16 protein-coding genes are annotated in these 18412 nt (G+C 73.5%); 5 read left to right on the forward strand and 11 right to left on the reverse strand.

Annotated elements, in window-relative coordinates:
* Nucleotides 1-5: 5 nt before the first annotated feature.
* From O7623_RS28330 to O7623_RS28350, 5 genes are read right to left on the reverse strand one after another with little or no spacing between them, the layout of a single operon-like run.
* On the reverse strand, nt 6-2318 hold the full coding sequence (locus O7623_RS28330; RefSeq protein WP_282225987.1) for a hypothetical protein: 2313 nt from the start codon (nt 2316-2318) through the stop codon (nt 6-8).
* Nucleotides 2315-3700: a hypothetical protein gene (locus tag O7623_RS28335; RefSeq protein WP_282225988.1), complete on the reverse strand. Its 1386-nt coding sequence runs from the start codon at nt 3698-3700 to the stop codon at nt 2315-2317. The genes O7623_RS28330 and O7623_RS28335 overlap by 4 nt, the downstream gene beginning before the upstream one ends.
* Nucleotides 3697-4995 carry a glycosyltransferase family 2 protein gene (locus tag O7623_RS28340; RefSeq protein ID WP_282225989.1) on the reverse strand — a complete coding sequence of 433 codons (1299 nt, stop codon included), beginning with the start codon at nt 4993-4995 and terminating at the stop codon, nt 3697-3699. The genes O7623_RS28335 and O7623_RS28340 overlap by 4 nt, the downstream gene beginning before the upstream one ends.
* On the reverse strand, nt 4992-6017 hold the full coding sequence (locus tag O7623_RS28345) for a glycosyltransferase family 2 protein (RefSeq protein ID WP_282225990.1): 1026 nt from the start codon (nt 6015-6017) through the stop codon (nt 4992-4994). The genes O7623_RS28340 and O7623_RS28345 overlap by 4 nt, the downstream gene beginning before the upstream one ends.
* 3 nt (nt 6018-6020) lie before the next feature.
* Entirely contained in the window at nt 6021-6863 is an 843-nt protein-coding gene (locus O7623_RS28350; protein ID WP_282225991.1) for a glycosyltransferase family 2 protein, read from the reverse strand.
* A 681-nt stretch (nt 6864-7544) separates the two neighbouring features.
* Between O7623_RS28350 and O7623_RS28355 the strand changes: the two genes are divergently transcribed.
* Complete coding sequence (locus O7623_RS28355; RefSeq protein WP_282225992.1) at nt 7545-9395, forward strand: glycoside hydrolase family 6 protein; 1851 nt, start codon at nt 7545-7547, stop codon at nt 9393-9395.
* A gap of 80 nt (nt 9396-9475) precedes the next feature.
* Here O7623_RS28355 and O7623_RS28360 read toward each other — a convergent pair whose 3' ends face one another.
* The 3 genes from O7623_RS28360 to O7623_RS28370 form a co-directional block, all read right to left on the reverse strand.
* A complete protein-coding gene (locus O7623_RS28360; RefSeq protein ID WP_282225993.1) occupies nt 9476-9787 on the reverse strand; it encodes a hypothetical protein in 312 nt (103 codons plus the stop codon).
* A gap of 108 nt (nt 9788-9895) precedes the next feature.
* Complete coding sequence (locus tag O7623_RS28365; protein WP_282225994.1) at nt 9896-10579, reverse strand: hypothetical protein; 684 nt, start codon at nt 10577-10579, stop codon at nt 9896-9898.
* Between the two features lie 11 nt (nt 10580-10590).
* The gene (locus O7623_RS28370; protein ID WP_282225995.1) at nt 10591-11160 is read right to left on the reverse strand and encodes a hypothetical protein; all 570 of its coding nucleotides are present in this window, start codon (nt 11158-11160) and stop codon (nt 10591-10593) included.
* Nucleotides 11161-11483: 323 nt separating this feature from the next.
* Here O7623_RS28370 and O7623_RS28375 point away from each other — a divergent pair, with 323 nt between their 5' ends.
* Genes O7623_RS28375 through O7623_RS28390 form a run of 4 tightly spaced genes read left to right on the forward strand, consistent with a single transcriptional unit; the run spans nt 11484 to nt 15513 of the window.
* Nucleotides 11484-14132 (forward strand): nitrate- and nitrite sensing domain-containing protein, encoded by a 2649-nt coding sequence (locus tag O7623_RS28375; protein ID WP_282225996.1) that lies wholly within the window; start codon nt 11484-11486, stop codon nt 14130-14132.
* 23 nt (nt 14133-14155) lie between these two features.
* Complete coding sequence (locus O7623_RS28380; protein ID WP_282229623.1) at nt 14156-14554, forward strand: roadblock/LC7 domain-containing protein; 399 nt, start codon at nt 14156-14158, stop codon at nt 14552-14554.
* Nucleotides 14544-14930, forward strand: a complete 387-nt coding sequence (locus tag O7623_RS28385) for a DUF742 domain-containing protein (RefSeq protein ID WP_282225997.1) — start codon at nt 14544-14546, stop codon at nt 14928-14930. Before O7623_RS28380 ends, O7623_RS28385 begins: the two co-directional genes overlap by 11 nt.
* Nucleotides 14911-15513: an ATP/GTP-binding protein gene (locus O7623_RS28390; protein WP_282225998.1), complete on the forward strand. Its 603-nt coding sequence runs from the start codon at nt 14911-14913 to the stop codon at nt 15511-15513. The genes O7623_RS28385 and O7623_RS28390 overlap by 20 nt, the downstream gene beginning before the upstream one ends.
* Before the next feature lie 42 nt (nt 15514-15555).
* On the opposite strand, the gene O7623_RS28395 is transcribed toward O7623_RS28390, so the two are convergent.
* From O7623_RS28395 to O7623_RS28405, 3 genes are read right to left on the reverse strand one after another with little or no spacing between them, the layout of a single operon-like run.
* Entirely contained in the window at nt 15556-16227 is a 672-nt protein-coding gene (locus O7623_RS28395; RefSeq protein WP_282225999.1) for an LUD domain-containing protein, read from the reverse strand.
* A complete protein-coding gene (locus O7623_RS28400; protein WP_282226000.1) occupies nt 16224-17681 on the reverse strand; it encodes a lactate utilization protein B in 1458 nt (485 codons plus the stop codon). Before O7623_RS28400 ends, O7623_RS28395 begins: the two co-directional genes overlap by 4 nt.
* Nucleotides 17678-18412 carry a (Fe-S)-binding protein gene (locus O7623_RS28405; RefSeq protein WP_282226001.1) on the reverse strand — a complete coding sequence of 245 codons (735 nt, stop codon included), beginning with the start codon at nt 18410-18412 and terminating at the stop codon, nt 17678-17680. The genes O7623_RS28400 and O7623_RS28405 overlap by 4 nt, the downstream gene beginning before the upstream one ends.

An 18412-nucleotide genomic window follows, 5' to 3' on the forward strand; every position in this document is an offset into this window, starting at 1 on the left:
CCCCGTCAGCCGGTGTAGCGGTAGACGGTGACGTCGTCGCTGCGCTGGAACACCGACCAGCCGTCCCTGCCGTCGAGCAGCTGCTCGAGGCGGTCCAGCGAGCCGGGCGGGAAGTAGCCGAAGTAGTCCGACTGCCGCCGCATCCCGTCGCTGACCACCAGGTACGCAGGCTCACCGTCGAACGACCGCAGAAACTCCTCGATCGTCGGCAGGTGCTCGCCGTCGAGCGCCGCGCCGCGCAGCTGCGCGCCGACGACCAGATCCGGTTCCCCGGCCGGCACGTCGGTGTTGAATTCGGGGTACGCCCCCGTCAGCCGGCTCGGGAAGTTCGACGTCGCGACAGCGATCGTGGCACCCGGCTCGGCGGTGGCGTACAGCTGGCGGGCGGCGGCGACCTCGTCGCTGCTCTGCCGGTCCACGCTCAGCTGACCGTGCCGGCCCTGCACGGTGCCGAGCGCGAAGCCGCCGAGCGCCACCGCCACCGCGACGGCCGCGACCGGACCCAGCCACCTTCGGCCCGGTGCTGCCCCGGCGCGACCAGCCAGTCGGTGGGCGCGCTGGTCGGCCCGGTCGACCAGCGCCGCGGCGATGAGGTAGGCACACCACGGCGCGGAGAACAGGAACACCCGGTAGATCGCCTCGCCGCCGTAGCTCTGCCCGGCGAGCAGCAGGAACGGCGTCGCCGCCAGCAGCGCCGGCACCAGCACGGTACGCAGTCGCCGCCGGTACGACAGCACCGCCAGCACGGTCAGTGCCCAGACGGTCAGCGCCAGGGTCCGCACCACGACCGCCGAGAACGCCTGACCGGTGGAGCCCCAACCATCGGCGTTACCGGCCGCGTTGGCGAAGATGTCGAAGCCGTCGAAGACCCCGAACGCCTCGGCCACGAACCCGAACCGGGGCAGCAGGTAGCCCAGCACGATCCCGCCCATCGCCAGCGGCAGCCACCGGGGCCGGACCGCCCCGACCACGGTGAGCACCGCTACCTGCGCCACCACCAGGTACGGCGACAGCTGGTGGGCGGCGGTCAGTACGGCGAGCAGCCCCAGCGCGGCCAGCACCGCCCCGACGGTCCGGCGTCGCCGCGTCGGCGAGCCGGCGAGCCGCCCGGCGACGTCCGGCGCCGACGCGGCGACGGCCGACCCGGGGCGCAGCCAGGTCAGCACCACCAGCAGGACGCCGAGGCTGAGCAGGAATCCGAGGGCCTGCGGGGAGAGGTAGTCCTCCTCGACCCAGTTGACGGCGACGAACCCGAAGACGGTCAGGTACGCCACCCGCCGGTCGCCGGAGAGGGTCCGGGCGATCGCGTACAGCACCGGGGCGACGGCCAGGTTGAAGAAGACCGGCGACCAGTCGGCCAGGGTCGCCGGGGCGATCCCGCCGACCGCGCCGAGCTGGGCGGCACCGGCGAACAGGGCCGGCCACTGCTGGTAGATGTCCTGGGCGGCGCCGACCGGGTTACCGGCCCCGATGTACTCGATCACCCCGAGGTGCTTGTACGTCCAGGCGTACTGCGGCTCGTCGAGCAGCAGCGGGGTCGTGCCGTGCAGCAGCGCGACCAGCGCCACCAGGTAGCCGGCCGCCGCCACGCCCCGCCCGGTGTCGCGGCGCAGGCCGGCGAGCGCGGTGACGAAGCCGCCGACGGTCACCGCCAGCGCGGCGACGTACACCGGACTGATGGTGCCGAGCAGTCCGAAACCGCCCACCTCGGTCAGATCGGTACGGACGAGAGCGATCACCCACAGGGTGACGGCGACGCCGAGCACCGCCGCGTGCGCCAGGATCGGCCGTACGGCCGCTGCCGCCCGCCGCACGGGGCCGCCCGCCGCCGATCGCCCCACGCGCCCGGCCACGCGGGCGGCCGCCCGCTGCCGGCGGGTCCGGACCAGCGCCGTCGCGCAGGCGACCGCGACCGCCGTGGCCAGCGCCGCGACCGTCGCCTGCGGCTGCCACCAGCCGGCCCAGACCGACCCGGTGGCCACGGCGGCGTACCCGGCGAGGCTGGCCAGCACGGTCAGCGCCCAGCGGGTCGCCGCCGGCCGTACGGTGACGTGGCTGAGCAGGGCGGCACCCGGGCCGAGGACGGCGAACGCGACGGCCGCCGGGGCCTGCACCGGCCCGCCGACCGCCAGCCCGAGCAGCGCCAGCGCCGCGACCGCCAGACCGGTGTACGCCTGACCGGCCATCGCGGCGGTAGGGGCGGCGGCATCGGCGGCACGCGGGCCGAGGGCGCCGGCCGCAGCGGCGCCGGCCGCAGCGGGGTCGGCCGCAGCGGGGTCGGTCAGCGGGCGGACAGGACGCAGGGCGAGATCGGTCATCCGGCACCTCCGGTGACGGTGGTAGCGGTCTCGGTGCGGGCGGGACGTGCCGCCCAGGTCGGCGTGGCGGTGCCGTCGTCGGCAGCGTCAGTGGTCGCCCGGTAGCGGCGGACCAGGCCGGGGAGCAGCACGGCAGCTACTGCGGCCTGCGCCAAACACAGCGCCCCGGCCGGCGCGATGATTCCGACCGTGGGCAGCCCGAACCAGGTCAGCAGCAGGAACGCGGCGATACCGGCGGACTGCACGCCGACCACCGGCCACATCCGTTTCTCCATCATCGCGAACGCGCAGGCCAGCAGGATGACCCCGGTGAACGGCAGCGACAGCCCGACCAGGCGCAGCGTGGCGGCGCCCTCGGCGGCGTACTCGCCACCGAGCAGCCCCAGCAGCGGGCCGGCGGCCCCGCTCAGTACCGCCGCGCCGGGCACCACCACCACGGCGACCAGCAGGAACGCCCGGTTGACGTGGGCGCGGGCAGCGGAGGCGTCACTGGACGCGGTCACCACGAACGAGGTGACGACGTTCCACAGCAGGGTGCTGCCGGCCACCCCGATCGTCCAGGGGATGTAGAAGTAGGCGCTCGCGGTCGCCCCCAGCACGCCGGCCACCATCACCGGCGGCAGGAAGGCGACGGCGTTGGTGAGCAGCCCGTTGACGTACTCGGCCGAGGCGAAGCCGAGCAGCTCCCGGCGGTCCGGGGCGGGGGCCGCCGGCGCGGTGCGGGCGTGCGCCGGGGCCAGCCGGCGCAGCACCCACCAGTTGACCCCGAGCATCGTGACCAGCATCGGCGCCGTCCAGGCCAGCAGCATGCCGTCGCCGGCGGCGGTGCCGGCGAGCAGCGGCAGCAGCGCCAGTTTGGCGCTGGAGGCGATCACGTTCTTGACCGGTACGCTGCCGGCCCGGCGCAGCGCGGTGAGCACCCCGTCGGAGATGAAGAAGATCGCCGAGGCGAGGACGGCGACGACGAACACCAGTCGCTGCACCGGTGCCGGTCCGATGATGCCGCTGCCCAGCCCGAGCGCGAGGAAGCCGGTGCCGAGCAGCACCGCCATCGCCGCCGACGCGGCGTACCCGCCGAGGACGAGTCGCCGGGTGTGCCGGCCGGCACCGGGTAGGAACCGCGCGTACAGGTTGATCAGGTTGAGTTGGGCGAGCCCGGCCAGCAGGGTCATCGCCGACACCGCCGCGGACGCCCGGCCGACCGCTTCCGGCGCGAACCAGCGGGCGGCGACCACCCAGAACACGAAGCCGAGGCCGGCGCTGGCGACCGTGGAGGTCATCAGCGCTGCGGCGCTGCGGATCAGCGCCGGCCGCCGGACCGCCGTCGCGGCGGTGCCGGCCGCCGGGCCGCCGCCGGTGGTGGTCGCGACGGCGGCGGTCACGGCGTTCCCCGGTGGCGGCGGCGCAGCCGCCGGTCGGCCAGCCGGCTGCGCAGGTACGCGAACGGGCCGCGCGCCAGCCCGCGCCGGTTGGCACCGATGAGTTCCCGGGGGAAGTCGGCCTGCAGCCCGGCCAGCCGGTCGCCGCCGCCGAAGGTGTCCCGCAGCGCGGTCGGGGCCAGCCGCAGCAGCGGCCGGATCAGCCCCGGTTCACGCAGCAGCAGGCTGGTGTAGGCGGCGGTCAGGCCGGTGCCGTAGCCGACCAGCTGGTTGCGCAGGCTGGCCAGGTCGGGCCGGTGGTGGTGCCAGACCAGGGCGCTCGGCTGGTAGGCGACGGTGCCGCCGGCGAGCAGCACCTGCATCAGCGCCAGGGTGTCCTCCGAACCCATCGCCGGGGTGCCGGCACCGAGTGCGGTGTCGAAGCCACCGATGTGTTCCAGCACGCCGGGGCGGAAGACCATGTTGCCGCCGGCGCCGAACGGGGGCAGCGGGTAGAGCGGGCTCTGCCGGTGCGCGGTGGCCGGGGAGAAGACGTCAGGTGTGAAGCCGCGGCCCTTGCTGTGGCCGCCGTACTGCTCGAACCACAGTTGGGCGTCGGTGGCCAGCTGGGCCGGCACGATGGCGCCGGTGACGACGTCGGCCTGCGGGTGGTCGGCGAAGGCGCGGGCGACCTCGGCGAGCCAGTGCGGGTCGGCGATCTCGTCGTCGTCGATCCAGGCGAGGATCTCGCCGGGGGCGGCGCGCAGCGCCCGGTTGCGGGCGTGCGACAACCCGGGCCGGGGTTCCCGTACGTAGTCGACCTCGGCGCGGCCGTCGACGGCGGCCCGGTCGGCGGCCTCGGCGGCGACCCGGGCGGTGTCGTCGCTGACCGGGGCGTTGTCCACGACCAGCACCCGGAACCGGGGATACTGCTGGTCGAGGACGCTGTCCAGGGTGCGGGTCAGGCCGTCGGGGCGTTCCCGGGTGCAGACGACGACGGTGATCGGCGGCGCGTCGGCGAGGACCTCGGCGCGCCGGGCCAGGTAGCCGGGTTCGGGTCGGGCCGCCGGCGGGATCTCGCGGTCGATGGCGGCGGCGAGGTCCGTCCCGGTCAACCCCTGCGGCGGTACGTCGAGCAGCAGTGCGCCGATCGGTTGGGTGAACTGGCGGACGAGCAGCCAGGCACGTTCCACCCGGCGGCCGTGTTCGTCGACGCCGAGGACGTCCGGTAGCCGGCTGGCGAGGTCCAGGTCGACGACGGTGGCCGGGACACGCCCGGGGGTGGTGACCGGGGTCGGCGGCAGGATGCGTGGGTTCATCGCTGTGCTCCGATCGTGGGTCGGGTGGTCGCGGCGGTCCCGGCCGGTGTCGTCCCGGTCGGCGGGGTGGTCCGGGTCGAGGGCCGGGCCGACACGGCGGTCTCGGTCAGTGCGCCGGCTGCGGCGGCGGCCGTACCGGCCAGGATCGCGCCGACCCGGGCGGCGTGCCGGCGGGCGGCACCGCGCCCGCGACCGGCGCCACGCACCGCCGCGCCGGCCTCGCGGCGCAGCGCCCGGGGCAGGGTGCGCCGCAGGTAGTCCTGTTCGGCACCGAGGCTCGGCGCGCCGTCGAGCAGCGCGGCCATCGCGATCTTGCCGCGCCCTTCGGCGAAGCACCGCCGCAGGAAGTACCGGAAGGTGCTGTGGCTGGCGGGCACGCCGTGCGAGATCATCGCCTGCGGTACGTACCACCACCGGCCACCGGTGACCGCGCTCATCCGTAGGCAGAGCTCGGTGTCCTCGGGGCGGGCCCGGTCGCCGACCTTGCCGAATCCGGTGCGGAAGCCGCCGGCCTGGCGAAACGCGGTCCTGCGTACGGCCATGCTGGCGGACCAGACGTTGCGCACCGGGCCGGGGCGGTCGGGCTGGCCGGCGTACGAGCCGCCGACGGCCCAGCGGAACTCGTCGGGGAACCACTCGGGTTGCCGCTGCTGCCAGGCGGGTGCGATGCCCCCGCCGGCGCCGATCACCGACGGGTCGTCGAAGGCGGCGACCAGCCCGGCGAGCCAGCCGGGGTGGGCCACGACGTCGTCGTCGCAGAAGACGACCAGGTCGCCGTGGGCGTGCTCGGCACCGGTGTTGCGGTTGCCGGAGACGCCGCGCTGGTAGGCGTTGGCGAGCACGGTGACGTCGGGCAGTTCCCGGGTGATCCGGTCGGCGAGCGCCGGGTGGTGGTCGACCACGACGATGATCTCGTCCGGGGCCGGGTCCTGCCGGCGGACCGAGTCGACGGCGGCGTGCAGGCCGGCGAGCCGGTCGGGGTGGTGGGTGGGTACGACGACACTGACGGTCGGTGTCGGCATGGCTCAGCCCTCCTGTGCCATCGAGGCGACGGCCGGGGCGGGTGCGGTACGGCGCCGCCGACGCCGACGTTCGCGCCGGAACTCGCTGAGGATGGTGCGCAGCACCCGGGTGCCGTCGCGGACCGTGTTGAGGTTGCTCTCGCCGTGGATGCGCAGGTACTCGACGCTGGGCACTTCGGCGATCCGCAGGCCGTGCGCGGCGACCCGTACGTTGATCAGGGTCTCGATTTCGAACCCGTCGCCCCACAGCTTGACCCCGTCGCCCGGGGCCGGGGTGTCCGGGTCGGGCAGCTCCAGGGCCGGCAGCACCCGCCGCCAGAAGGCGTTGTAGCCGTAGCACAGGTCGGTGAAGCGGGTGCCGAACAGCAGGTTGACGATGCCGTTGAGGCCCTCGTTGCCGAGCCGGCGCAGCGGGGTGATGTCGTGGCTGCCGCCGCCGGAGCGGAACCGGGATCCCTTGGCGAAGTCCGCGCCGGCGAGCAGCGCGTCGACGAAGGCGGGGATCTCGGCGGGGTCGGTCGACCCGTCGGCGTCGATCATCACCACGATGTCGGTGGTCGCGGCCGCGAAGCCGCAGGCCAGCGCGTTGCCCTTGCCGGTACGGGTCTGCTGGACGACGCGTACGGACGGCCGGAGTCGCCGGGCCACCTCGACGGTACGGTCCACCGAGCCGCCGTCGACGACGATGACCTCGGCCAGGTCGCGGGGCAGCCGGGCGAAGACGTGCGGCAGGTTCCGTTCCTCGTTGAGCGTGGGGATGACCACGCCGACCGTCGGGGGGCGCCCGGTGTCGCCGCTGGCGGCGACGTCGGGTGGCGACTGGCGGGTGTGGGTGAAGACGGACATGCTGGTGTCCTCCGGGGGGTGGGGAGGGTGTGCGGGACACCAGGCGACGCGGGGCCGTTCGCGAGCCGCCCGGACTGACTAGCGGTCCATCACCGGGGGTCAACAACCTGATATGGCGGATATTTCGGTCACGAGGCGGGGCGGTGACCCGGGTCACGCCACCGCCGGGTGGCCGAGACGGGTGGGACGGAGGCGCGATGGTGGGAACTGGCGAGTGTCGGTGTGGTCATCCGCGGGCCGCCCACGAGCACTACCGGCGAGGGACCGACTGTGTGCGGTGCCCGGCGGGTCGGTGCGCGCGGTTCCGTCGCCGTCGTTGGACCGACCGCTGGCTGCGCTGGTGGCCGCCGCGTAGGGGCGACGCCCCGCGTCGGGACAGCTGACCCTTCGATCAGTTCCAGGGCGTTCGCCGGACGGCGTCGGAAACGGTGCCGGATGGCGGGATCGTCACCATCGGGTTTCCGGATGGTTGCGGTGGGAGCGTTCCCATGACATGATGATGATCGATTGGCGCAGCGGAGCCAGCCAAGCACAGTGGGTCGCCGAGGGCAACCGGGATTTCCGGTCGGCGATCGCGCCCGCCGAGTCGTCCGGGTGACGACAGGTGGTGCACCCCCGACCTCACCACGGTCCCGACCAGCAGTGTCGGCGACCAGTTATGTCGCGAGGAGACAACTCCGCATGAACCTCAACCCACTACGCGGCGCTGCGCGCTCGCGGCTGCGTCGCGGGCTGTCCGCTGCGGCCGCGGTCGTACTCGGCTCCGGTGTGCTCGTCGTCGCGGCCACTCAGGCCAGCGCCGCCGCCGGGTGCCGTGTCACCTACACGGTCAACCAGTGGAGCACCGGATTCACCGCCAACCTGACCGTCACCAACCTCGGTGACCCGCTCAGCAACTGGAACCTGGAGTTCGACTACTCGGGCAACCAGCGGGTCACCCAGGCCTGGAACAGCGAGTTCACCCAGAGCGGGACCCGGGTCACCCTGCGCAACGCGCCGTGGAACGGCTCGCTCGGTACCAACGCCACGGTGAATCCCGGCTTCAACGCGAGCTACTCGGGCACCAACACCGCGCCGACCGTGTTCCGGCTCAACGGCGTCGCCTGCACCGGTTCCACCACTCCGACCACGGGTGCGCCGACCACCGCGCCGCCCACGACGGCCCCGCCGACCACCGCGCCGCCGACCACCGCGCCGCCCACGACGGCCCCGCCGACGACCAGGCCGCCGACCACCGCCCCGCCCACCTCGCCGCCGCCGGACCCCGGCGGGCCGCGGGTGGACAACCCGTACGTCGGCGCCGACGGGTACGTGAACCCGATCTGGAGCGCGAACGTCGCGGCGGAGCCGGGCGGCAGCCGGATCTCGGACATTTCGACCGCCGTGTGGCTGGACCGCACCAGCGCGATCTACGGCAACAACAGCCCGACCACCGGTGACATGGGCCTGGCCGACCACCTCGACGAGGCGGTCCAGCAGGACGCCGCCAACGGCAGCCGGCCCCTGGTGATCCAGGTCGTCATCTACAACCTGCCCGGTCGTGACTGCTCCGCCCTTGCCTCCAACGGCGAACTCCCGCCCGACGCGATCGACCGCTACCGCACCGAGTACATCGACGTGATCCGCTCGATCATGTCCCGCGCGGAGTACCGGAACCTGCGGATCGTCACGGTGATCGAGGTCGACTCGCTGCCGAACCTGGTCACCAACGTCAGCGGCCGGGACACCGCCGTCGCCGCGTGTGACGTCATGAAGGCCAACGGCAACTACGTCAACGGCGTCGGCTACGCGCTGGCGCAGCTCGGCGCGGTGCCCAACGTCTACAACTACGTGGACGCGGGCCACCACGGCTGGCTGGGCTGGGACAGCAACTTCGGACCGAGCGCGCAGATCATGGCGCAGGCCGCGCAGGCCTCGGGCGCGTCGTTCTCGAACGTCCACGGCTTCATCACCAACACCGCCAACTTCTCGGCGCTGCGGGAGCCATACATCACGGTGGACGGCACCACCCGCCAGTCCTCCTGGATCGACTGGAACTACTACAACGACGAACTGTCGTTCGCGCAGGCGTTCCGGCAGCGGCTGGTGCAGGAGGGCTTCTCCTCGAACATCGGCATGCTGATCGACACCTCCCGCAACGGGTGGGGCGGTGCGGCCCGGCCGACCGGCCCGAGCAGCGCCACCGACCTGAACACCCGGATCAACGAGTCGCGCATCGACCGGCGGATCCACAAGGGCAACTGGTGCAACCAGTCCGGTGCCGGCCTCGGCGAGCGGCCCACCGCCGCGCCCGCCAGCGGCATCGACGCCTACGTGTGGGTCAAGCCGCCGGGCGAGTCGGACGGCTCCAGCACCCTGATCCCGAACGACGAGGGCAAGGGATTCGACCGGATGTGCGACCCGACGTACACCGGCAACATCCGTAACGGCAACAACATGAGCGGCGCACTGCCCAACGCGCCGGTCTCCGGACACTGGTTCTCGGCCCAGGTCCGCGAGCTGATGGCGAACGCGTACCCGCCGCTGTCGTAAGGCTGGTCACGCCCGCTGAGCGGGGCCCGGTGCCGATCGTGGGCACCGGGCCCCGCCCCGTGCTGCCCGGCCGAGAGCACTCACGGAACGGTGCGTTCGATCGCCGCCGCGCCGTCGCGCTCGAGTTCCTGCCGGGCCAGGTCCACCTGTTCGGGGGTGCCGTCACCGCCCTTGGCCACCGCGAGATCCTCCGGATCCCACGGCTGGTCCGCACCGGTACGCAGCCGTGGCGGCCCGCCCGGCCCGTCCGGCGACCGGAAGTCCGGGCCGGACTGGTCGTCGTCGGGTGCGGTGACCAACGACGGCACGGTCGTGTCGTCCTCGATCGCGGCGGCCACCTCTGGCTGCTCCTCCAGCGGCGCCCGGCCGAGTGCGTCGTCGCGGTCCGTCATGGCCCACCTCCCGTCGGTACCGTCACCACCGGCAGTACCCGGGGGCGTGGCGGATATGCGCCGGCCCGGCGACACCGGGCAGGTGTCGCCGGGCCGGGTCCAGCTCGGTCAGATCGCCAACAGGCGGTCCAGCAGGTCGCGGTAGCGGCGTACCGTCATCCGCAGCTGTTCGGTGTCGTCCGCGCCGGCGCCGTCGGTGTCGCCGCCGAGGCCGTCGCGCTGCGCGGTGAGCGCGGCGGTGAGTGCCTCCACCGCCTCGGTGACCAGGTCGCGTGCCTGCCCGGCGGCACCCTGCGGGTCGTCGACGAACCGCAGCTGCACGTCCCGCCACCGGTCCCGGAACGCCTCTGCCTGCTCGGCACCGAAGAAGCCGGTCGCCGCCGTCGGGCCGGTGCCGGTGGTGCGGGTGGTGCCGGCCGGTTCGGTGGCCTCGGTGGTGTCGGTGGGCTCCGTGCCGTCTTCCGGATCGGTCCGGCCGATCGCGGTCTCGTCCGGGACCGGCCCGTCGCCCATCCGTACGGTGTCGTCGGCGCGCGGATCGCGCGGCTCGTGCAGCCGCTCCGGCCCGGCCATCGCCGACGCCGCGACCGCGCCGCCGACGGTGGCCGCCCCGAACGCGGTCGGCTGCTCCACCGGCTCGTGGTGGGCCGGTGCGTCCCGGTCCGGGGCGTCGATCCCGGACATCACCTGGGTACGGTCCGGGTCGACGTAGCCGTCGGACGCCTGGTCCGGGCCGCTCGGCGCGGTGATGACCTCGGTACGCTCGTCGTGCCACTGGTCGGTGCGGGCCATGCTGGTTCTCCTCAGTGAGTCGCTGCCTCGGTGGGGGACAGGGTACGAACAGGGTGCTCGCCGAGCAGTTCAGCGAAGAGTGCCCGGTAGTGCACGACGGCCTGGCGCAGCTGCTCGGTGCTCGCCTCGCCGCGCTCGTTGGCCAGGTGGATCTCGTGGGCCTCGCGGTACCGGCCGAGGGTGCGGGCGTGCTCGACGGAGAGGTGGGCCACCTGCTCGGTGTAGTCGCCGGTGGGGTAGCCGACTTCGGCGATCAGCCGGGTGAGCAGTTCGTCGGCGTTGCCGACGGCCGCGCCAGGGGCATCGACGAACTGCGCCTGGACCTCTTCCCATGCGGCCGCGTACCGGTCCCGGGAAGCCGGGTCCAGCGGCGTCAGGGCCAGCTCGGCATGCCGGCGTTCGCGCTCCCGCAGCTCCCGTTCCGCCGCGCTGCGGCTGTCCTGCTCCGCGACCGCCCGGTCGTACTCCGGGCCGAAGGTGCTGCGCAGATTGCGCCGGCGCAGGAGGGCCCAGACCGCGACAGCCGCGGCGATCACCGCGAGGACGACGACAATGGTGATGATGATCTCGATGGGCGACATGGCGTTCCTCCTTCTCGCCCTGGTATTCCCGCCCGACCCCGATCCTCAATCCAGGTTCGTCACACTTTTGTCCGGCACCCGCGTACCGATGTCGCCCGGGGTACGGCGTGCCGGCTGGCCCCGCGACGGTGCCACCGCTCGGACCTGACCGCTTTCGACACGCTCCGTGCCCACAATCGACCTCACGGTGCCTCTGGTAGTGCCTGAGCCGTTAATTACGTATCCTTCCGGAGGCACGGACGTCCACTGATCGCCGACTCACCGGTAACGATCGGCGGGCAGCCGCCCGCCAGCTCTGCCACACACCGCGTCGGCGAGGTCTGATGAATACCCGCAACTGGTCGATCCGCTCCAAGATCGTTGCGCTGGTCGCTGTCCCGATCTCGGCGCTGCTCGTCCTCTGGATCTTCGCGACCTCGCTGACCGTCGGCCCGGCACTGAGCCTGCTCGGCGCCCAGGCGCTCCTCGACGACGTGGGAGTGCCCGGGGAGACCCTGGTGGCCGAGTTGCAGCGGGAGCGGCGACTATCCGTGGTGTATCTGTCCCGTACCGAGGAGCAGACCGCTCGCCGCGCCAGCGACCTCGAACAGCTGCGGTCCCAGTGGCAGGCCACCGATGCGGCGGTCGCCGACTTCCGGCGACGGGCCACCGAGGGCGGACCCTCCGACGACCGGTCCGTCCTGCGGGTACGGATCGAGCAGACGCTCGCTGAACTGGAGATCCTGGCAACCGGTCGAGGTTTCGTGCAGCGCCGGGAAATGGACGCGGCCGGTGCCCTCGGCCTCTACAACGGCGTCGTGGACACCGCGTTCCAGATGTTCGGCGCGCTGGCCTCCCTGCCGGACAACGAAATCAACCGACAGGCCCGGGCATTGACCGACATCGGCCAGGCCCGGGAGATTCTCGGCCGGGCGGACGCGGTTCTCGCCGGTGCCTTCGCGGCCGGGCGGCTCAGCGACGACGACCACCGTCGACTGGTGCAGATCATCGCCACCCATCGCTTCCTGCTCGATCGCGCGGTCGCCGAACTACCCGAACCGGACAGTGCCACCTACCATCGGATGGCTGCCGGCGAAGACTTCACCGCGCTGCGTCAGCTGCAGGACGTACTGATCAACGACCGCCCCGGGCCGGACGGTGACGACCCCGACGCCGCCCCGGACGGTGCAGCCCCGGACGGTGACGGCGCCGCCCCGGACGGCGGTGCCACGCCGACCGCCACGGTGGTCGACGAGGCCCGCTGGAGCGACAGTTACGAATCCGTCCAGCAGCAGCTGCGCGAGTTCGAACTGCTGGCCGCCGACGCGCTCGCCGAACGGAGCATGCCCACCGCCATCGGCATCCTGGCCCGGCTTGCCGCCGCCGGCCTGGTCGGCCTCGCCGCAGTGATCGCGGCGGTGGTCATCTCGCTGCGGGTCGGCCGCTCACTGATCCACCGGCTCACCGGGTTGCGGGCGACCGCGCTGGAACTGGCCGGCGACCGGCTGCCCGCGGTGGTGGCCCGGCTGCGTCGCGGTGAGGACGTCGACGTGGCCGCCGAGGCACCACCGTTGGAGTACGGCACCGACGAGATCGGCCAGGTCGGTCACGCCTTCAGCGAGGTGCAGCGGACCGCCGTACGGTCCGCCGTGGAGGAGGCGGCGCTGCGCCGGGGCCTCAACGAGACGTTCCTCAACATCGCCCGCCGCAGCCAGACGCTGTTGCACCGGCAGTTGGCCCTGCTGGACCGGATGGAGCGGCGCAGCACCGACCCGGAGGAGCTCGAGGACCTGTTCCGGGTCGACCACATGGCCACCCGGATGCGCCGGCACGCGGAGGATCTGGTGATCCTCGCCGGTGCCACGCCCGGCCGGGGCTGGCGCAATCCGGTTCCGATGATCGACGTGATCCGTGGTGCCGTCTCCGAGGTCGAGGAGTACGCCCGGGTGCACGTCACCACCGTCGAGCCGGCCGCGGTGGTCGGTCGGGCCGTCGGTGACGTCATCCACCTGCTGGCCGAGCTGATCGAGAACGCAACCTCCTTCTCGCCGCCGCAGACCCTGGTGACGGTGGTCGGGCAGAACCTGCCCAACGGCTACGCCGTCGAGGTCGAGGACCGTGGGCTGGGCATGACACCAGACGCCGTCACCGAGGCGAACCAGCGGCTGGCGCAACCGCCGGACTTCGACCCGCACAACAGCGCCCGGCTCGGCCTGTTCGTCGTGGCGCAGCTCGCCGCCAAGCACGGCGTCGGGGTGCGGCTGCGGCCGTCGCCGTTCGGCGGGATCACCGCCGTGGCACTGATCCCGGCCGAGCTGGTGGTGCCGGAGTCGGAGGTCCTGGCGTTGCCGTCGGGCCGGCCACCGACCGCGCTGACCACCGTCCGGCCCGGCCCGGACGGGGCGGACCAGCCCGCGTCGACGGCGACCCTCGGCGCGCTGCTGTCGGCGCTGCCCGACTCCCCGACCAGGTCCGACCTTCCGGCCATGCCGGATTCCCCGGCGGTGTCGGACCCGTCGACCAGCTCGGGCTCCCCGGCCGCGCCGGCACCGTCACCGACGGTCCCGGCGGTGCCCGGGGTGCCGACGGTGCAACCCGACCTGCCGCCCCGGCGGCGGCCCGTCAGCCTGCCGACCCGTCGGAGCGAGGGGGCACAGTCGACCACCGAGGACGGGCTGCCCCGTCGGGTCCGCCAGTCCAGCCTCGCACCCCAGCTCCGTCAGGCGCCCGACGCCGACGGCCAGCCGCAGCGGGAGGCCCCGCAACGGTCGCCGGGCGAGGTCCGGGCGCTGATGTCGGCGCTGCAGGCCGGAACCGCCCGGGGGCGCCGGGCCGCCGGGCTGGTGGCCGACACCGACGTGACCGGCAGCGTGGCCGGTGATCCGTCCCCGACCGTGACAGCCGGCCCGGCGCGGGGCACCGCGACGCCACCCCCCGGAGCGGTGCTGCAACCGCCATCGGCCGTGGCGGACACGTCCGAGAGGGAGCTGTAGGAGTGCACACCACGCGGCATGCGATGAACCTCGACTGGTTGCTCGACGATCTCGTGGCGCGGGTACCCAGCGCCCAGCAGGCGGTGGTGCTGTCCGCCGACGGCCTGCTGATGGGCGCGTCGCGTGGGCTCACCCGCGAGGACGCCGAGCACATGGCCGCGATGGCCGCCGGTTTCCAGAGTCTCGCCAAGGGCGCCAGCCGGCACTTCGCCGCCGGCGCGGTCCGCCAGACGGTGATCGAGATGGAGTCGGCGTACCTGTTCGTCACGGCCGCCGGGCACGGTGCCTGCCTGGCGGTGCTCTGCGCCTCCGACGCGGACATCGGCCTCATCGCGTACGAGATGGCGATGCTCGTCGCCCGGGTCGGGCAGAACCTCAGCGCCTCGGCGCGTCCCCCTGCGGCGCAATCCGATGCGGGGTGAGGCGACCGGACCGCACGACTGGCTGGACGCCGACGCCGGCCCGGTGGTCCGCCCGTACACGGTGACCGGCGGCCGGGTGCGGCCCATCGGCCCGGCCTTCGACCTGCTGGCCTTCGTCGTAGCGGCGGCACCCGAGAGCACCGAGGGATTCGGTGTACTGCAGCCGGAGCACCGGCGCATCCTCGGGCTCGCCCAGCAGCCGGTGTCCGTGGCAGACCTGGCCGCCGACCTCGACCTCGCGCTCGGGGTGGTCCGCATCCTCCTCGACGACCTGCACTCCGCCCGACTGATCGCGCTCTACGAACCCCCGGCTTCGGCCACTCACCCCCACGACGACATCCTCAAGGCGGTGGTCAATGGACTCCGTGCGCTCTGACCGGAAACAGCCCGCTCGGCGCATCCCGCTCGCGCTGAAGATCCTCATCGCGGGGGGCTTCGGCGTCGGCAAGACGACCCTGGTCGGCGCGGTCAGCGAGATCCGGCCGTTGCAGACCGAGGAGGTGCTGACCAGCGCCAGCGTGGGCACCGACGACACCTCCGGGGTGGAGGCCAAACGCACCACCACCGTCGCGATGGACTTCGGCCGGATCACCATCAACGACGACCTGCAGGTCTACCTGTTCGGTACGCCCGGCCAGGACCGTTTCTGGTTCCTCTGGGACGAGTTGGCGTTCGGCGCGCTCGGTGCCGTGGTGCTGGCCGACACCCGCCGGTTGGCCGACTGCTTTCCGTCGGTCGACTACTTCGAGCAGCGGGGCACACCGTTCGTCGTCGGGGTCAACTGTTTCGAAGGCGCTCAGCAGTTCAGCCCGGACTCGGTGCGCCGCGCCCTGGACCTCGACCCGGACGTGCCGATCGTGCTCTGCGACGCGCGCAACCGCAGTTCCGGCAAGACGGTGCTGATCGCGCTGGTCGAACACGTGGCGTACCGGCGCGGCCAGCCGGTCCCCACCGGCTGAGTCCCCACCGGCTGAGTCCCCACCGGCTGAGTCTCCCGGCGGTCACCCCACGGGCCGGACCAGCAGGACGTCGAGTCGGCGCGGGCCGTGCACCCCTTCGACCCGGTTCAGTTCGATGTCGCTGGTCGCGGAGGGCCCGGAGATCATCGTGACGGGTCGGGTCGGGTCGGCCAGCCGGGCGAGGGCCTGCGGCACGTCGGGTGCCACCTGCTCGGCGCGGACCACGCAGACGTGGTGGTCGGGCACGAGGGTGAGCCGGCGTGGGCCCTGCGCCGGACCGGTGTCCAGGACAACGGTGCCGGTCTCGGCGATCGCCACCGCGCAGCCGGTGACCGCGGCGAGGCCGGGGGCGTCCAGGTCGGTCACGGACAGCGGTGCCGGCGTGCCGTCGCGCAGCACCGTCGCGCGGCAGCCGGCCAACCAGGCCGCCGGCAGGTCGGCCGGGACCACGATCAGCGGTACGCCGTCGAGAACGTCGCCGAGCCGGTCGGCCAGGTCGGCGTCCGTGCAGTGGTGCACCGTGGCCCGGTAGTCGCGTACCCGTTCGCTGAACAGCGTCACCGGGTCGACAGCGGGGGTGTCGCGCGGTGGTCGCGGCACCGCGGCGGCCGGCGGCACCGGCGGCACCGGCGGTACGGCGGTCGGCGCGGCCCGGTGCTCCCGGGCGGCCCGCAGCCGGGCCAGGATCACGCCCCGGGGGTCGTCGCCGCTCACCGGTCCGGCTCCGTGGCACGGGCCAGCCACCAGTCCCGGAAGCTGTGCGGTGCGGGCAGTGGGGCGTCCCGGCTGGCCGTCCAGCCGGCCAGCGGCCACGGTAGCCGCCGGACGGTGCCGCGCCGGCCGGTGGCCCAGCGCAGTGGCGCGGCACCCCGGCGGGCGGTACGCAGGGCGGCGGCGTACCGCCGTCGGTCCCGCATCACCCAGGACATCGCGCCCATCGCGGCGCGCTGCGCCGACGGCCGCTGACGGGCCTCGTCGACCCCACGCTGGCGCAGGTGCACCAGCACCTGGGGGATGTCGATGCGCACCGGGCAGGCGTCGAAGCAGGCGCCGCAGAGTGTCGAGGCGTACGGCAGGGTGCGGTTCGCCCCGGCCCGCTGCCCGGTCAGCTGCGGGGAGAGGATCGCGCCGATCGGTCCGGGATAGACCGAGCCGTAGGCGTGCCCGCCGACCCTTTCGTACACCGGGCAGACGTTGAGGCAGGCGGAGCAGCGGATGCAGCGCAGCGCCTGCCGGCCGACCGGGTCGGCGAGGGTGTCGGACCGGCCGTTGTCGAGCAGCACGATGTGCAGCTCGCGGGGGCCGTCTCCGGGGGTGACGCCGGTCCACATCGAGGTGTACGGGTTCATCCGTTCACCGGTCGAGGAGCGGGGCAGCAGTTGCAGGAAGACCGACAGGTCGGCGACGTCGGGGACGAGTTTCTCCACGCCGACGACGGAGATCATGGTCTGCGGCAGGGTCAGGCACATCCGGCCGTTGCCCTCGGACTCGACCACGACCAGGGTGCCGGTACGGGCGACCGCGAAGTTCGCCCCGGAGATCGCCACCCGGGCGGTGAGGAAGCGTTCCCGCAGGTAGCGGCGGGCGGCCTCGGCCAGAGCCGGCGGGTCGTCGGTCAGCGTGGCCAGGTCGACCCCGGGCATCCGGCGGGCGAAGATCTCCCGGATCTGGGACCGGTTGTAGTGGATCGCCGGGACGAGGATGTGCGACGGGGTGTCGTCGGCCAGTTGGACGATGAGTTCGGCGAGGTCGGTCTCCATGGCCTCGATGCCGGCGGCGGCGAGGGTCTCGTTGAGCCCGATCTCCTGGGTGGCCATCGACTTGATCTTCACGACCTGGTCGGCGCCGGTCCGTCGGACCAGGTCGGTGACGATCCGGCCGGCCTCGTCGGCGTCGCGGGCCCAGTGCACCTGGGCGCCGGCGGCGGTGGCGGCCGCCTCGAACTGTTCGAGCAGTTCGGGCAGTCGGGCCAGGACGTCGTCCTTGATCGCCGCCCCGGCGGCGCGCAGCGCCTCCCACTGGTCGACCTCGGCCACCACGCGTTCGCGTTTGTCGCGGATCGTCCGGGTGGCCCGGTGCAGGTTGGCCCGGAGCTGGTCGTCGCGCAGGTGCCGGGCCGCCGCCGTGGGGAACGGCAGCCGCGCGGTCACGTTTCCGGTCGCGCTCATGTGGCTCCTTCCACGGTGCCGGCCAGGATCTGCGCGTAGTGCACGGCCCGTACCGGGGTGCGGTGGCGGCCGAGTCCACCGCCGATGTGGGCCAGGCAGGAGTTGTCGGCGGCGGCCAGGTAGCGGGCACCGGTGTCGCGTACGGCCCGGCACTTGTCGGCGAGCATCGCCGCGGACACGGCGGCGTTGGTGAGCGCGAAGGTGCCACCGAAGCCGCAGCATTCGCGGGCGTCCGGCAGGTCGATCAGCTCGATGTCGCGCACCGCGCGCAGCAGCCGCAGCGGCCGGTCGGCCAGCCGCAGCGTCCGCAGGCCGTGGCAGGTCGGGTGGTACGTCACCGGGTGCGGGAAGCGGGCGCCGACGTCGGTGACCCCGAGGACGTCGACCAGCAGCTCGGACAGCTCGTACACCCGGGGGCGCAGCGTGGCCACGGCGGCGGCGAGCTGGTCGTCGTCGGCGGCCAGCCGGGGGTAGGCGTCGCGGACCATCGCCACGCACGACCCGGACGGGGCGACGATCACCTGCTGGTCGGCGAAGGCGTCGACGAAGCGGCGGACCAGCGGCAGGGCCTCTGCCCGGTATCCGCTGTTGGCGTGCAGCTGCCCGCAGCAGGTCTGGTCGAGCGGGAAGTCGACGGTGTGTCCGAGCCGCTCCAGCAGGTGGACCACGGCCCGGCCGGTGCCGGGGTAGAGCGCGTCGTTGAGGCAGGTGACGAAGAGGGCGATCCGCAC

It is taken from the genome of Solwaraspora sp. WMMD791 (genome assembly GCF_029581195.1).
Classification (GTDB): Bacteria; Actinomycetota; Actinomycetes; order Mycobacteriales; family Micromonosporaceae; genus Micromonospora_E.